We start from the raw sequence: 12,598 nt of genomic DNA, 5'->3' as shown, positions 1-12,598 counted from the left end.
ATTACCTTACACTTCACCTATCCCTAGTGAAGCACTATCGAAATTGAGTATACCCGCCATGACTACCCACAAAGGCCCGCGGCGTGCGCCGCCGGGCGTCATGTCCAGCAAGACCGTTTCGCTGCGCCTCCTTCCCGCAGAGCGCGCCCAGCTCGAGCTGCTCGGCCGCGAAGAACGGCGCTCGCTGTCGAGCCTCGCGCGTCTCATCTATCTCGAAGGGCTCCCCCTCTACCTCGCCAAGATGTCCTCGTTTGAGGACACCACGGGCAATGTTTCCGCAAGCTGAACCCGAGGTGATAACCATGTACCCCGATCCCAAGCGCGTCCGCGAAAGACGCCTGATGGTGCGGTTCGACGATTACGAATACGCCCTGATCACTGCACTCGCCAACTACCAGGGCGAGCAAACCGCAACGCTGATTCGCCAGATGGTCCTGCGCGAAGCCGCCGAGGCTCTGTTGCCATCGAGCAATGTAGCCCACGAGCGCGGCTAAAGGCAGCAGCTCAGAAGCAGCCGATTCCATGCCCGAACTCGAAATCACATTCACCGAGCAGGACGCCGAACTGCTCGAGCGCGTGCGACAGCAGGAAGGTCTCGCGACGCTCCAGCAGGCGGCCGAATGGCTCGTGAAGCGACGACTGCGTCTCGGCACACGTCGCCTCACCGGACGAGACCGGGCTCTCTACGTCGTCCACAACAGCAGCCGTTCCTAACGCGGCAGTCTCCGACAGGAAGTCACGATGAAATTGAAGTGTCACCACTGCGGCAGCCGCGCCGTCATTCGAACCAGCCGCACGCTGTCCGCTCTCGTTCGCGAAGCGTATTGCCAGTGCACCAACATCGAATGCGCGACGACCTACAAGATCCACGTCGCGACCGTCCACACGATCGCGCCGAGCCTCAACCCGAATCCGCACGTGTACGTGCCGATCGGCAAGGTTGATCGGCTACCGACCGATTCGCGACAGCTCCCGCTGCTCGACGCCTAAGCCCTAACCCGCTGTTTCGCTGAACACCCATCGCGCCCGCTCTGCGGGCGTGAGGGACTCCTTTTGCCTGAAATTTCTTGGAGGCCGTATGCAAACGCTGATCACCACACCGATCGCCGCACTCGCCCAGTCGCTGTCCTACGACGAGCGCGTCGCCTACCTCACGAAGATCTCCGCTGCCGACGTCCGCGCCGACGTATTCGTCGCGTCCGCCCGTGCCTTGGGCTTCGTCGTGTCATGGGACCTTGCGCACGGCACGCCAGTGCTCGAGTGGATGCACTGACGCGATGCGCGCGCCCCTCACCGACCTCGACCTGCGCGCGATGTGGCGCCGCCTGCGCATGGTCGGGAATTTCGACGCCCTGTGCCCGGCCGCCCGCCGCGCCTTCGAATGCACGGCGAACGTATGGCGCGATCGAGAACCCGCGCCCGAGTTATCGGCCGTCGACGGGAAACGCCGCGCCGCGAACGACTTCGACTGACCCATCCGCGCCGGCCGCCGGCGCACTCACCTGGAACCACACCATGAAGCCATACGTGTTCGGCATCAGCGTGTTGCTGATGCTTTCCCTCTCCCTCACCGGCATCTACTACCTGGCCGCCGACGTGCTGCGCCTGTTCGACGTTCGAAACGCCCGCGCGATCGCTTTCGTGATCGGCGTCGTCGCGATGGTCGTCCTGATCGCGGCCCTGGCATGGTCCGTTCCGCCGCGCGGGTGAAGCATGAATCACGCACCCACCATCCGCTACGAGCTGCTGACGACGGCCGGCCTGCGCACCGTCGCCGGCGATCACGTCGTCATCCCGAACGACGTCGGTGCCGCGTTCGGCATCCACGTCGAGCCGCACCTCCGCGACGGCCATCCAGAAAAATGGGTCGTCACGCACCTTGCCTCTGGCATCCGCATCGGCCATGGCGTGACACACGACGCGGCGCGTGCGAACGCGGCGGCGAACGTCGATCGCATCCGCGACCGCCTGCGCTCCACGCTCGACCAGGCGATGACCTCGCGCTACGAGCTGCAGCACGCCGTTCAACGCCTGCAGCAGAACCATCACGACATCCTCGGAGGTGCAGCAGCATGACGCACACGACTACCCCTCAGGACGCCGCGCTCGCGGCGTCCATCGCAGCCGCCGCCGGCTATCTGAATTTCGAGAACGAGCCCGGCAGCCTGCGCCGCCTGGCGATGCTCGCCCTCTTCGTCACCGTCCTCGGCGATCGCCTAGCGCTCGGCTTCCCCGCGTCGGCCGCCGCGCTCAAGGCGATCGTCGACAGCCCCGCGACACCCGGCAACCCTGCCGCCCTCTCCCTGCATCAACAGCAACAGTAATAACGATGGCCTCGATCGACGAACTGAAACAACGCATCGACCTGCATGACCTCGCCGATCGCCTCGGCTTGAAGCGCGGTCGCGGTGGCGACCGCGCGCTGTACCACTCGCCGCAGCACGACGACAAGAGCCCGTCCCTGTCGATCTACGTGAACCACCCGAAGCACGGCACCGGCTGGCGCGACCATAGCGCCGACGTCGGCGGCTCGTGCATCGACCTGGTCATTCACGCGCGCGGCGGCACGGTCGCCGACGCGGTGCGCTACCTGCACGACGCGTACGGCATCCCGCTCGACCGCCAGGCGCCGGCCGAGCGCCGCGAGAAAACGACCGTCGAATACATCGCCGATCGGTGCTTCGCCGAGCGCGACCAGGTGCGCGATTACCTCGTCGGCCGTGGCATTTCCGCCGGCGCGATCGACGCGGCGATCGCCGCCCGCACGCTCGGCTTCAACACGTGGACCAGCTCGAAGGTCGCGGCCGGCGAAGTGGGTCACGCCGGCCCGGCCGCCGCGTTCATCGTGCGCGCGCCTGGCGACGGCCGCGTCGTTGCCGTCGACATGCGCTATGTCGATCCCGCGCTCAACGGCGGCGTCAAGACGCAGACCCAGGGCGACAAGGCCGGTTACGGATGGACCGCCGATCCTCGTCGGCTCGAGAAGGCGAAGCGCGTGTTCATCGTCGAAAGCGCGATCAACGCGCTGTCGATCGACACCTGCGCGATGCCTGGTGCCGCCGCGCTCGCGCTGCGCGGCCTGGCGAACGTCGACGGCATCGACTTCGCGTTCCTGCGCGGCAAACAGGTCGTGATCTGCCTGGACAACGACGAGCCGTTCGCGGACGGCCACCCGCGCGCCGGCCGCCGCCCTGGGCCGGAAGCTGCCTGGGCGCTCTACGAACGGCTCACGGCGCTGAACATCAGCGCCGTGCTCGTCGACCAGGCGAATTGGTTCGCCGACCTCGCGGACGGCGAGAAGGCCGTCAAGCCGATCAATGACGTGAACGACTACCTTCAACTGCGCGGCCCGGCCGATCTGCAGCGCGCACTCGACCAGCTCGAGCCGTGGCTCATCGCCGGCCTCGCCGGCGACGCCACGCGTCGCGGCCGGCCGCGCATCTTCCTGCCGTCGCACGACTTCGCGCAGTACTGGCGTTTCCGCGTGCGGCCGGACTTCACCAGCTACATCACGAAGATGGACAAGAACGAGGAAAGCGGCGTCGAGACGCCCGTCATGACGGACCTGTGCGGCTTCCGCATCGCCGGCATCAGCCGCGTGTCCGTGGCGAGCGCGACGTCGACGATGACGGGCGACGCCGACCAGGCGCCGACCGTCTATTTCGCCGTGTCAGTCCAGGCGCCGCGCCACGGTGCGCAGCTCGTGCGCCGCGTCATGCTCGACGACCAGCTCCACAACGTCGACCAGTGGGGCAAGTTCGGCCCGATCTGGGCGCCGGCACCGTTCAAGCGCATGGTCAACATCCTGGAGCGCGGCGCCGACCTCGGCGCACGCCAGGCGGCGAACTTCGTCGGCCTCGCCTGGCGCGATGGCCGCCTGATCGTCAACGAAGGCCCGGACTGCTACTTCACCGAAGCCGACAAGCAGTGCCCGTACCACAACCTGACCTTCCCGACCGGCCCGGCCAGCGACGCGCGTCGCGTGATCGCCGCATACCAGGCGACGTTCAAGCAGAACGCCGCGACGATTCCGCTCGTGTGGGCGCTCGGTGGCCACCTGAAGGCGTTGCTCGGTTTCTGGCCGCACATCACGATCCAGGCGAACAAAGGCGCCGGCAAGTCGACGCTCATCAAGCGCCTCGAGCGCTCGCTCGCGTTCACGATGTTTTCCGGGCAGTCGCTGCAGACCGAGTTCCGGCTGCTGACCAGCATCAGCCATACGAGCCACCCGGTCGGATGGGAAGAGCTGTCCGCGCGCCGGCAGGACGTGATCGACAAGGCGGTCGGCCTCCTGCAGGAGAACTACCAGTACACCGTGACACGTCGCGGCACCGACATGACCGAATACCTGTTGTGCGCGCCCGTGATGCTGGCCGGCGAAGACGTGCCCGTGCGCAGTCTGCTCGGCAAGCTCGTGCGCACAACGCTGACCGGCAAGCGCGGCCCGCTGATGCCGGACGACCTGCCGCGCTTCCCGGTTCGCCAGTGGCTCGAATTCCTCGCCGGCCTGGACAAGCGCGCCGTGGCCGACCAGTACGCGACGCTGCGCGACAAGGCGCTGGCCAATTGCCGCGCGAGCGGCGAGGACGACGGCGCGAAGCGGATGGCCGGCAACTATGCGGCCGTCGCGCTCGCCTGGCGCTACCTGTGCGAGTTCGCCGGCATGGACCCGAGCGAAGGGGACTTCCCGCGCGACCTGCTCACCGAAATGAACGGCCACGTTGCCGAGACGAGCGCCGATCGCGAGCCGTGGGTCTGGATCATGGAAACCGTGCTGTCAGAGATCGACGGCGGCAACTACAAGCACCCGTTCACGTTCGATACCGTCGACGGCGAGTTCTGCCTGCTGCTGCGCACCGGCCACGTGATGGACCACATCGCCCACACGAGCGCACTGCGCGACAAATGGAATGGCCTGCCGGTGAAATCCGATCGCGTGTTCAAGGCGCAACTCAAGCACGCCGGCGTCGTGGTCGGCGAGAAGGAAGTCGAGCGGCGCATCTACACCCGACGCGTGCCGTACCTCACGCCGATCTCGCTGGACCGCCTGGCCGCGTTCGGCCTGCACGTGTCCATCCGTGAAGACCTGGCGACCGACGCACGACAAGGGGCCGCAGCGTGACGCCCTCTCAGCCGATGCGGCCGCAGCGCGGCCGTACCCCTTTCCTCCTTCTTTCTGGCCGCGTAGCGGCCCTGTATTCGAGTTTCGGATGCGTGCGTCGATGCGCGCAGCAATCGGCGCACGCCGTCACGCGGTCGCCGTGCTGTCCGGTTCCCCCCGTCCCCCCCGCAAGTCGAAACGGCCGGGCAACTACGCGAGCCTTGAGGGAGAGGGGGCGCCCGGACCGGTTTTTCCACAGGGAACGGGCAGGCAGCGCACGCGAATCGTGGTTTTCGGGGCTGTCCGCTCGTAACTCTTTGATTGTTGAGAAGAGTGCCGCCATGAATCGCATTCGAATTGCCACTAGTCGATGCGGTTTTGCCACTAGTCCGGTTTTTGCGCCGGCCGCCGCCGTCCCTTTTTCTCTCCTCTCTAATTCATTGAAAAAGAAGAAGAAAGAATACGTAGAAGGGGCGGAAATTGACCGAAAAGCGATGCCACGAGTCGGGCACGTTTTGCCACGAGTCGCGGGCGCTGCCTATTTTTTAGGCCACGAGTCGGAAGGGGGTGCCATGTGTTTTTCATGGCAAATGATGGCAAACGAAAACCTTAAAAATCAGATGGTTACGTATGAATAACAGGGCATGCCACGAATCCACGAGTTGTTTTGCCCCTCCCCCCGCCGCGTCACGCTCGGGAGATAGCCCGATGAACACCGTGAACCTCGAACAAGCCGCCGCGCTGCTCGGTGCGCACCCTGAAACGGTGCGCCTCAAAGCGAAGGCTGGCGCGCTGCCTGGTCGGAAGGTCGGCAAGCGCTGGATGTTTTCGACAGTTGCCCTGCAGCGTTACCTCGCCGGAGAATGGATTCCGCGAGTTGTGCAGGGCGACCCGCAGGAGAAATTTGAATCATGTCGCTCTATAAACGCAGTAACAGTCCCAACTGGTATTACCGTCTCACCCCGCCTGGCGGCGGTCCGGTCGTACAAGGCAGCACTGGCACCAGCAACAAAGCCCAGGCGAAAGAGCTGCACGATCGGCTGAAAGTCGATCTGTGGAACCAGGCGCGGCTCGGCCACAAGCCGCGCTACACCTGGAACGACGCCGTCGTGCGGTACATCAGCGACCGCGAAGGGCTGTCGAGCCTGGAAACGTCGAAAACGCACCTGCGCTGGCTTGACCAACACCTGTCCGGCGTCGCGCTGGCCGACATCGACCGCAACCGTATCGACGCGATCGCTCTCGCCAAACGGAGAGAACCGAAGGTGATCCGCACGAAGCACGGGATCGTGACCACCGATGAGTACGTCAGCGCCGGCACCGTGACGCGCGTAATCGGCGTGCTGAAGGCCGTGCTGAACGCTGCCGTCGAGTGGGAATGGTTGGACCGCGTACCGGTCACGAAGCGCACGAAGGTCGTACAGAAGCGGATTCGCTGGCTCACGCCGGCCGAGGCCGAGCGGTTGCTCGCCGAGCTGCCGGATCACCTGGCCGACATGGCGCGCTTCGCGCTCGAGACCGGCTTGCGCCGCTCGAACGTGACCGGGCTGCAGTGGTCCCAGGTCGACATCGTTCGGCGCGTCGCCTGGATTCATCCGGACCAGGCGAAGGCGAAGAAGGCGATCACCGTGCCGCTTTCAGATGCGGCGATCGCCGTGCTGCTGCGCCAGCGCGCGAAGAAGCGCGCGCCCGAGTTCGTCGACAGCGTGTTCGTCTACCACGGCCGGCCGGTCTATCAGACCGTGACCGAGGCCTGGCGGAAGGCGTTGAAGCGCGCCGGCATCCGCGACTTCCGCTGGCACGACCTGCGCCACACCTGGGCGAGCTGGCATGTGCAGCGCGGCACGCCGTTGCAGGTGTTGAAGGAGCTGGGCGGGTGGGAAACGCTGGAAATGGTGCAGCGCTACGCGCACCTGTCAGCGGACCACCTGACGCAGTGGGTGCAGTCGCACACACGGGTCGCCGAGCTGCACGTCGCCGCCGGCTGACTGTAATTTCACTGAAGTGGGAGAAAACGATGAAGTAGCGAAACCGCTGGAAGCCTTACTAGGCTTGGCGCGCCCGGCTGGGATCGAACCAGCAACCCCTGCCTTCGGAGCTTTACCGGCACACCGGGAGCCTTTAAAAATCAAAGCCTTACACGACTCGCAATCAGCAAAACCAAGGCTAATCAAGGTCAATCAAGGCTGTCCAAGCTCACCCAAACTGTAATTTCACTGTAGTCGCTGGCCCCCATCACCGCCATTTTTCGAAGTCCAGGAACTCGGCGAATCTACGCCTCAAACCCTCCGTGGCCTCGTCATAAAACCACTTCATCAGCTCCGTGTGGCGGTCGATATGCTCCTGCCGCATGACTCCGCCGTTCGCGCGTGTACTGGACTCGATCGATTCGTACTCAGCCACATGCCTGATGACCAATTTCGCATACTCCGCCATCGTGCTGCCACACAGAAATTCGAGCTTCGGCACGGAATTCCGGAAGTCGACTTGCACTTCGTGCCGTCGATTTGTCGGCCCGCGCGTCATATCGCTAAGGTGACTCCACATCAGGTTGAACAGCGCGTAACGCTCCTGGAAGAGGTCAAGGTTGAGCTTCCCTTTTGCCACCCGGACCTGCTCTGACGCGATGATCCATGATGCAATCGCGACGACTACCGCGACGATCGCGGAAGGCACCCCCTTCATTAGCTCAAAGCAAATCGTGTGCTCTTGGCAGACTGTCATTATTTTCCCCGGACGTGATGGCGTTAGCTGTTGGCCTCAGTTTATCTGGCCTCACTTGCCGGAAGAACCTGGCGCCTCCGCAACGACCTGAACAAATTGGCAGCAATGCGAGCAGTTCGCGCAAGGTCACCGCCTATCACTTGACAATCTCAAAAACCTGTCAATCCCAACAGGGGAAGGGCTCACGTGTCGCGTGCTACAGTCGGCGGCACCGTTTCTTCATAGGGTTCAGCATGGGCTTCGCATTCATTCGGGATGGCGACACGACCTCGCACGGTGGGCGCGTTATTGCCAGTGACATGACCAATACGGTCGACGGGAAGGCGCTCGCTCTGCTCGGCGACATGGTTTCATGTCCGCGCTGCGGCGGCCTCTATCCGATCGTCAAGATCAAGACCGGTTTGAACATGACGTTCCACGGTCGGCCAGTCGTGTCCGAGGGCGACGTAACTGCGTGTGGTGCGACGCTGATCGCGTCGCAGAGCAGCGCAACAGCCTCCCCGACATCGGGCGCGGGCGCGCCGGTCGGCGGCGGCAAGAGCGTAGTGCGGCAGAACGACGGCCCGAATCGCGGCCGCTTTCAGGTCGTCGACGACAACACACGCCGGCCCATCGCAAACCATCCGTACACCGTGACGTCGACGGACGGCCAGACGATTCACGGCATGACGGATGCGAACGGCCATACGGATTGGCTGAATACACAGCAGGCCGCATCGCTGTCGTTCAGTCAGCCGGGCACGACAGGCACCGCGGACACGAAGGTATGACCGACTATTCGCGCAGCTCGGCCCCCGGCGCAAGCAAGGGCGACGGCAACACGACCCTCGTCGGGCTCGACGGTCGCCTGTCGGGCAAGGATAAGGAAGTGCTCTGCGGCGTGATGTGCCCCTGCGCACGCATCGGCGTCCAGACGAGAGTGGACAAGCGCGGGAGGTCGCGGACGCTCCGACAAGCATGCGTCGCTCAACGCCTGGACGCCATGAACGAATCGTCGCGAGCGACGTTCGGCGGGCCGACCGAGTACCTGCCAGAGGTCAGCTACGACATGAGCCCGACACCGCCAGCGCCTCCGGTCCCGATCATGACCGAAGAGGATCGGCCGCTGCGCCCGGATTCCGTCGTCGACTGGATACGGGATAATTGGCCGGGCGGCATGAAGGGCTACCGCGACGGGAAGAAAACGGGCCTGGATCAAACGCGTCGACCCGACGTCGTGATCGTGCGCGATCCTGCTCTGCCGCCCGAGCAGTCGAATATCAAGACCGTCGTCGAAATGAAGTTCGAGGATTCGTACGGCGATCGTCAACGGGAGGCATACGTGCGAATCGCCGGTAGCGACAAAAAGGTGGCAACGCTGCGCCCAGCCGACTGCGGATGTGGCGACGACAAGCCGGACGAAAAACCGGCGCGATCGACGCAAACGCAATCTGACGTCGAGTCGATTTTTGGCGTCAGTCCGGCCGGGCCGAACCGCGCAATGCCTGCCCCGATTCCGCATCTTCCGCCGGGCGTCCCCGGCTTCGCGTTCCCCTGAATACCATGACGAAAGATGAACTGGCTGCGTGGGCCAATGACCCGAAGCGCCGCGATACCCTGCCGTATGGACTGTTCGAGCCGCCCTATCAGAAAGGCATCGTAGGCGCGGCGTTTGTCGTGCGCGGCGTCTTGTACTTCCGGAACGGCTACACGGAGGCGACGCGCAAGTCGCTCGTGCGATGTTACGACCGCTATCTCGACGTCATCACCAGGTACGAGACGGCACTGGCAGAGGCTGAAGGCCGCGATCCACCGAAGGCCGGCCCGATGCGATGGTTCTACGCAGAAGGCGCGGCGCCCGTCGCGTTCGACAAATCCCCTGGCTTTCCCGACCTGGCGAAGCACGTTCCGAGCAATGCAGCCCTGGTGTCGACTACGACCAGCGCGGATCACAAGCTCGCGGCCGGCTTCTACGATTTCGCCGTGTTCTGCCTCGAAGACTGGGAAGCGAAGTTTGAGCGCAGCCTCGACGTGATGTCGTTCACGGTGCCGCGCAGCTTTCTGCAGCTCGCGCCTGGCGCGTTCGAGCGGCTGTTCGCCGAGTTCGCGGAATGGTTGCGGCCAGTACACGGACATGGCGGTTACGCGGTCAACCTGCCGCCGATGGGGCGCGAGCCAAACGAGGCGAGCGAGTATTTTTGGGCGCGGCAGTACGGGGCCGGCGTCGACGTCGGAAGCCCACGGCGGACGTGCGTGCGCGACCTGACCGACAAGCTCAAGACGGTCGACTGGCTGACCGTGATCGATGCCGATCTCGTCCGCCGCGCCGGTGGAGCAGACGGAATGGTGCTCCCCCCGGACTGGTATCGAAAGGCTGCGTTCGGCGACGGCGGCCTGCTGATTCAGGCAGGGGTGGAACCTCAAACCGGCGTGTCGGTTGGCGCGGGGCACCCGCCCGAGCCGCCAGCCGCATATGTCGTGCTGAACCGGGCTCTGCGCCCCATCGTCGCCGATACGATCGACAGCCTGCAGGATGGCACCGTCAACAGCACCGCTCCCCTTCTCAGTACGACGATTGCGAGCGAAGCGTGGCTCCGGCGCTTCAACGTGCCCGACGACGAGCTCCCCGACTACTGGGTCGAGCTTCACAAGACGGCAAAGCTACCGGATCGACAGTGACCGCGCCGAGCCTGCATAACCAAGGCGCATAAAACTGCATAGAAGAACCGGCCGGCCGCCCGCCGTGCGGCCCGCGCCGGGCGGCCCGGAGCGCCAGGCGCATGAGTGCATAAAAACCGTTCGTTTTTGCGGGCAGGTGGGGCGGGGTCACAACTGCGCGCGCCGGGTCGGCGCCGGCATCTTCCGGGACCAATCCGCCCCCCCGGGGAAGCCTCTAGGACGCGTCAGCAGGCCCGCCAGCGGCCCGCCAGCGGCCCGCCGCGCGCCGGTGCACCGTCCGCGCGTCGTCGCGCGGCCGGCCGCCCAAAGGGCGCCAGAGGCCGCGCCTCTCACGCCTCGACATGGCGAAAAAAAAGCCGCCGGCACCGAAGTGCCTGGCGGCTTTTTGCTGCTGGCCTACAGCTCGTCAGACGTCGAGCTGCGCGTCCGTGATGCCGAGCGCGGCGGCGATCTTCTCGCGCGTCGACTTGCGCAGCTTCTCGCTGCTCTCCTGTTGAGCGTAGGCCGACTGGCTGATGCCGAGTCGCGTCGCGACTTCGGCCTGCGTCAGCCCGAGATATTCACGCCACGCGCGCAGGGGCGTTGCCCCGTCGACCGTCGCGCTGACGACTGCATGCGGAATCAGGTCGCGCTCTTCGTCGCGCTGCGCCATGTATTCCGCGTAGGGGATCACCACAAAGGCCGGCGCTCCGTCCGGCCCGTTGATGATTTGGATGTTAGTACGTGCGTTCATCGCGTTTCTTTACCTCCTCGATTTCGACTACCTTGATCTCACCGTCCCAGTTGAATAGAACTCGGTAGTTGCCAACCCGGAGCCGGTAGTCATATTCGTGATTCGTCAGGGACTTCACGTTCTGGCAGTTCGGCATTGCCTCCAAGGTGCCCACGCTGTCACGAATGGCCGTCTGGATTTGACGATCAAGCTTGCGCAGTTGCTTGAATGCTTTGGGGGTCCATTTGATCGAGTTCATGGAAAAGATTATAAGTTTTATTATAAGTTTTCACAAGCGTTTTATAAGTTATTTTCGTAACGTGCGCGAGCGCCTTCGATACGGGTATTCCGGCTGGTATTCCTGCACGAACGCGTCGCATTGCGCGTTCGTCAGCTCGTCGATCCCGGTCGCGCGGACCCAGAAGGCGCAACCCCACACCGCGATCGCGCGGACATGCTCGGAGCCCGGCAGGAAGCACACGGCCGACCTGTCGCTGCCCGCGATGTACCCGCTCCAGTGCTCACACGTCCAGCATGGACGGGTCAGTTGCGGCGTGAATAGCCCGTAGCCTGGTCGTTCCGTATCCATCACAAACACCTGTATATTTATACAGTGTAGCTGACGGTAACGACTCCGGATACGGTGAAACAGACCGGCCAGTCAGACAAAAAAGGGGACAGCGATGTGCACCAACTACTACGCGCCTGGTGATGACCCAGGACTCAACGAGCTCAAGATCGACAACTTCTTCGATCTGTACCGGTGGACGCCGTGGAAACCTGAGATCTACGAGGATTACGACGCGCCGATCGTCGGCAACGTCGACGGGGTGTTCAAGCCGCTGATCGCGGGCTTCGGCTTCTGGCCGCGCGCCGACCAGAAAGCAAAGCAAGAGGAAGACAAGAAGGCGGGGCGCCCAGTTCGGAAAATCCTGAGAACGATGAACGCGCGCGACGACAACCTCGGGAAGTCTCCGCTGTATGGCCCGGCGTGGCGCAAGGGCAGGCGTTGCCTGATTCCGGCGCGCTTCATAGTCGAGCCGTCGTATCCGCACGCGCGCCAAGAAGCGAACGGCGACTGGGTGCTCGGGCCGTGCGTGTGGCAACGAATCGGCGTGGTCGATCGCCCGACGATGTGTGTCGCCGGCATCTGGCGCACGCTCACGAACCAGGACGGCACCGAACACCACGTGATGTCCATGATCACGGTCAACGCGGACGGCCACCCGCTGATGTCGCGCATGCATAAGCCATTCGACGAAAAGCGCTCGGTCGTGATCCTGCGCCCGGACGATTGGGAAGAGTGGTTGACGACGTCGAACGTCGAAGCAGCACGCGCGATGCTGCAGCTCTACCCGGCCGACGAAATGACCGCCGAACCTGACCGGCCGGCCGAGTAACCG

General features: G+C 64.2%; 20 protein-coding genes and 1 pseudogene. 17 read left to right on the top strand and 4 right to left on the bottom strand.

The window, feature by feature from the left end:
• Positions 1-58 precede the first annotated feature (58 nt).
• From HWX07_RS35890 to HWX07_RS35830, 13 genes and pseudogenes are all read left to right on the top strand, one after another.
• Positions 59-286, top strand: a complete 228-nt coding sequence (locus HWX07_RS35890; RefSeq protein WP_017432097.1) for a hypothetical protein — start codon at positions 59-61, stop codon at positions 284-286.
• Positions 287-302: 16 nt separating this feature from the next.
• Positions 303-494: a hypothetical protein gene (locus HWX07_RS35885; RefSeq protein WP_017432096.1), complete on the top strand. Its 192-nt coding sequence runs from the start codon at positions 303-305 to the stop codon at positions 492-494.
• Positions 495-522: 28 nt separating this feature from the next.
• Positions 523-714 carry a hypothetical protein gene (locus HWX07_RS35880; protein WP_012734469.1) on the top strand — a complete coding sequence of 64 codons (192 nt, stop codon included), beginning with the start codon at positions 523-525 and terminating at the stop codon, positions 712-714.
• Between the two features lie 27 nt (positions 715-741).
• Entirely contained in the window at positions 742-990 is a 249-nt protein-coding gene (locus HWX07_RS35875) for an ogr/Delta-like zinc finger family protein (RefSeq protein WP_006757081.1), read from the top strand.
• An 88-nt stretch (positions 991-1,078) separates the two neighbouring features.
• Positions 1,079-1,273 (top strand): hypothetical protein, encoded by a 195-nt coding sequence (locus HWX07_RS35870; protein ID WP_012734468.1) that lies wholly within the window; start codon positions 1,079-1,081, stop codon positions 1,271-1,273.
• Positions 1,274-1,277: 4 nt separating this feature from the next.
• Positions 1,278-1,472 carry a hypothetical protein gene (locus tag HWX07_RS35865; RefSeq protein ID WP_175879428.1) on the top strand — a complete coding sequence of 65 codons (195 nt, stop codon included), beginning with the start codon at positions 1,278-1,280 and terminating at the stop codon, positions 1,470-1,472.
• A gap of 43 nt (positions 1,473-1,515) precedes the next feature.
• Positions 1,516-1,710 carry a hypothetical protein gene (locus HWX07_RS35860; protein WP_017432093.1) on the top strand — a complete coding sequence of 65 codons (195 nt, stop codon included), beginning with the start codon at positions 1,516-1,518 and terminating at the stop codon, positions 1,708-1,710.
• A gap of 3 nt (positions 1,711-1,713) precedes the next feature.
• Complete coding sequence (locus HWX07_RS35855) at positions 1,714-2,076, top strand: hypothetical protein (RefSeq protein ID WP_045678860.1); 363 nt, start codon at positions 1,714-1,716, stop codon at positions 2,074-2,076.
• Positions 2,073-2,324 (top strand): hypothetical protein, encoded by a 252-nt coding sequence (locus tag HWX07_RS35850; RefSeq protein ID WP_175879427.1) that lies wholly within the window; start codon positions 2,073-2,075, stop codon positions 2,322-2,324. The genes HWX07_RS35855 and HWX07_RS35850 overlap by 4 nt, the downstream gene beginning before the upstream one ends.
• A gap of 5 nt (positions 2,325-2,329) precedes the next feature.
• Positions 2,330-5,122: a toprim domain-containing protein gene (locus HWX07_RS35845; protein WP_175879426.1), complete on the top strand. Its 2,793-nt coding sequence runs from the start codon at positions 2,330-2,332 to the stop codon at positions 5,120-5,122.
• A 320-nt stretch (positions 5,123-5,442) separates the two neighbouring features.
• A complete protein-coding gene (locus tag HWX07_RS35840) occupies positions 5,443-5,739 on the top strand; it encodes a hypothetical protein (RefSeq protein WP_175879425.1) in 297 nt (98 codons plus the stop codon).
• A pseudogene (locus tag HWX07_RS37290) lies at positions 5,732-5,899 on the top strand (hypothetical protein); the annotation flags it as partial. The gene HWX07_RS35840 and the pseudogene HWX07_RS37290, both read left to right, overlap by 8 nt.
• Positions 5,900-6,012: 113 nt before the next feature.
• Entirely contained in the window at positions 6,013-7,089 is a 1,077-nt protein-coding gene (locus HWX07_RS35830; protein ID WP_059454872.1) for a site-specific integrase, read from the top strand.
• Positions 7,090-7,336: 247 nt separating this feature from the next.
• Here HWX07_RS35830 and HWX07_RS35825 read toward each other — a convergent pair whose 3' ends face one another.
• The gene (locus HWX07_RS35825) at positions 7,337-7,825 is read right to left on the bottom strand and encodes a hypothetical protein (RefSeq protein ID WP_175879424.1); all 489 of its coding nucleotides are present in this window, start codon (positions 7,823-7,825) and stop codon (positions 7,337-7,339) included.
• Positions 7,826-8,058: 233 nt separating this feature from the next.
• On the opposite strand from HWX07_RS35825, the gene HWX07_RS35820 reads away from it, so the two are divergent.
• Genes HWX07_RS35820 through HWX07_RS35810 form a run of 3 tightly spaced genes read left to right on the top strand, consistent with a single transcriptional unit; the run spans position 8,059 to position 10,483 of the window.
• The gene (locus HWX07_RS35820; RefSeq protein ID WP_175879423.1) at positions 8,059-8,595 is read left to right on the top strand and encodes a PAAR domain-containing protein; all 537 of its coding nucleotides are present in this window, start codon (positions 8,059-8,061) and stop codon (positions 8,593-8,595) included.
• Positions 8,592-9,362, top strand: a complete 771-nt coding sequence (locus tag HWX07_RS35815; RefSeq protein ID WP_175879422.1) for a VRR-NUC domain-containing protein — start codon at positions 8,592-8,594, stop codon at positions 9,360-9,362. Before HWX07_RS35820 ends, HWX07_RS35815 begins: the two co-directional genes overlap by 4 nt.
• Before the next feature lie 5 nt (positions 9,363-9,367).
• The gene (locus HWX07_RS35810) at positions 9,368-10,483 is read left to right on the top strand and encodes a type VI immunity family protein (RefSeq protein ID WP_175879421.1); all 1,116 of its coding nucleotides are present in this window, start codon (positions 9,368-9,370) and stop codon (positions 10,481-10,483) included.
• A gap of 406 nt (positions 10,484-10,889) precedes the next feature.
• On the opposite strand, the gene HWX07_RS35805 is transcribed toward HWX07_RS35810, so the two are convergent.
• From HWX07_RS35805 to HWX07_RS35795, 3 genes are read right to left on the bottom strand one after another with little or no spacing between them, the layout of a single operon-like run.
• A complete protein-coding gene (locus HWX07_RS35805) occupies positions 10,890-11,216 on the bottom strand; it encodes a helix-turn-helix transcriptional regulator (protein WP_036037045.1) in 327 nt (108 codons plus the stop codon).
• Positions 11,200-11,454 carry a type II toxin-antitoxin system RelE/ParE family toxin gene (locus tag HWX07_RS35800; protein WP_175879420.1) on the bottom strand — a complete coding sequence of 85 codons (255 nt, stop codon included), beginning with the start codon at positions 11,452-11,454 and terminating at the stop codon, positions 11,200-11,202. Before HWX07_RS35800 ends, HWX07_RS35805 begins: the two co-directional genes overlap by 17 nt.
• A gap of 48 nt (positions 11,455-11,502) precedes the next feature.
• The gene (locus tag HWX07_RS35795; protein ID WP_175879419.1) at positions 11,503-11,784 is read right to left on the bottom strand and encodes a hypothetical protein; all 282 of its coding nucleotides are present in this window, start codon (positions 11,782-11,784) and stop codon (positions 11,503-11,505) included.
• Between the two features lie 94 nt (positions 11,785-11,878).
• Between HWX07_RS35795 and HWX07_RS35790 the strand changes: the two genes are divergently transcribed.
• Complete coding sequence (locus HWX07_RS35790) at positions 11,879-12,595, top strand: SOS response-associated peptidase family protein (RefSeq protein WP_175879418.1); 717 nt, start codon at positions 11,879-11,881, stop codon at positions 12,593-12,595.
• Positions 12,596-12,598 lie beyond the last annotated feature (3 nt).

This window comes from Burkholderia sp. BCC0097, from assembly GCF_902832985.1.
GTDB classification, from domain to species: Bacteria; Pseudomonadota; Gammaproteobacteria; order Burkholderiales; family Burkholderiaceae; genus Burkholderia; species Burkholderia orbicola.
The sequence above is the reverse complement of the archived record's forward strand: the minus strand, read 5'-3'. Positions and strand labels throughout refer to the sequence as shown.

What these genes read in the sequence shown, in the direction of transcription:
- HWX07_RS35865 (WP_175879428.1), top strand. Translation starts at nt 1,278, where the DNA reads ATGCGCGCGCCCCTCACCGACCTCGACCTGCGCGCGATGTGGCGCCGC.
- HWX07_RS35840 (WP_175879425.1), top strand. Translation starts at nt 5,443, where the DNA reads ATGAATCGCATTCGAATTGCCACTAGTCGATGCGGTTTTGCCACTAGT.
- HWX07_RS35890 (WP_017432097.1), top strand. Translation starts at nt 59, where the DNA reads ATGACTACCCACAAAGGCCCGCGGCGTGCGCCGCCGGGCGTCATGTCC.
- HWX07_RS35845 (WP_175879426.1), top strand. Translation starts at nt 2,330, where the DNA reads ATGGCCTCGATCGACGAACTGAAACAACGCATCGACCTGCATGACCTC.
- HWX07_RS35855 (WP_045678860.1), top strand. Translation starts at nt 1,714, where the DNA reads ATGAATCACGCACCCACCATCCGCTACGAGCTGCTGACGACGGCCGGC.
- HWX07_RS35790 (WP_175879418.1), top strand. Translation starts at nt 11,879, where the DNA reads ATGTGCACCAACTACTACGCGCCTGGTGATGACCCAGGACTCAACGAG.
- HWX07_RS35825 (WP_175879424.1), bottom strand. Translation starts at nt 7,825, where the DNA reads ATGACAGTCTGCCAAGAGCACACGATTTGCTTTGAGCTAATGAAGGGG.
- HWX07_RS35880 (WP_012734469.1), top strand. Translation starts at nt 523, where the DNA reads ATGCCCGAACTCGAAATCACATTCACCGAGCAGGACGCCGAACTGCTC.
- HWX07_RS35815 (WP_175879422.1), top strand. Translation starts at nt 8,592, where the DNA reads ATGACCGACTATTCGCGCAGCTCGGCCCCCGGCGCAAGCAAGGGCGAC.
- HWX07_RS35820 (WP_175879423.1), top strand. Translation starts at nt 8,059, where the DNA reads ATGGGCTTCGCATTCATTCGGGATGGCGACACGACCTCGCACGGTGGG.
- HWX07_RS35810 (WP_175879421.1), top strand. Translation starts at nt 9,368, where the DNA reads ATGACGAAAGATGAACTGGCTGCGTGGGCCAATGACCCGAAGCGCCGC.
- HWX07_RS35860 (WP_017432093.1), top strand. Translation starts at nt 1,516, where the DNA reads ATGAAGCCATACGTGTTCGGCATCAGCGTGTTGCTGATGCTTTCCCTC.
- HWX07_RS35830 (WP_059454872.1), top strand. Translation starts at nt 6,013, where the DNA reads ATGTCGCTCTATAAACGCAGTAACAGTCCCAACTGGTATTACCGTCTC.
- HWX07_RS35795 (WP_175879419.1), bottom strand. Translation starts at nt 11,784, where the DNA reads ATGGATACGGAACGACCAGGCTACGGGCTATTCACGCCGCAACTGACC.
- HWX07_RS35885 (WP_017432096.1), top strand. Translation starts at nt 303, where the DNA reads ATGTACCCCGATCCCAAGCGCGTCCGCGAAAGACGCCTGATGGTGCGG.
- HWX07_RS35850 (WP_175879427.1), top strand. Translation starts at nt 2,073, where the DNA reads ATGACGCACACGACTACCCCTCAGGACGCCGCGCTCGCGGCGTCCATC.
- HWX07_RS35805 (WP_036037045.1), bottom strand. Translation starts at nt 11,216, where the DNA reads ATGAACGCACGTACTAACATCCAAATCATCAACGGGCCGGACGGAGCG.
- HWX07_RS35875 (WP_006757081.1), top strand. Translation starts at nt 742, where the DNA reads ATGAAATTGAAGTGTCACCACTGCGGCAGCCGCGCCGTCATTCGAACC.
- HWX07_RS35870 (WP_012734468.1), top strand. Translation starts at nt 1,079, where the DNA reads ATGCAAACGCTGATCACCACACCGATCGCCGCACTCGCCCAGTCGCTG.
- HWX07_RS35800 (WP_175879420.1), bottom strand. Translation starts at nt 11,454, where the DNA reads ATGAACTCGATCAAATGGACCCCCAAAGCATTCAAGCAACTGCGCAAG.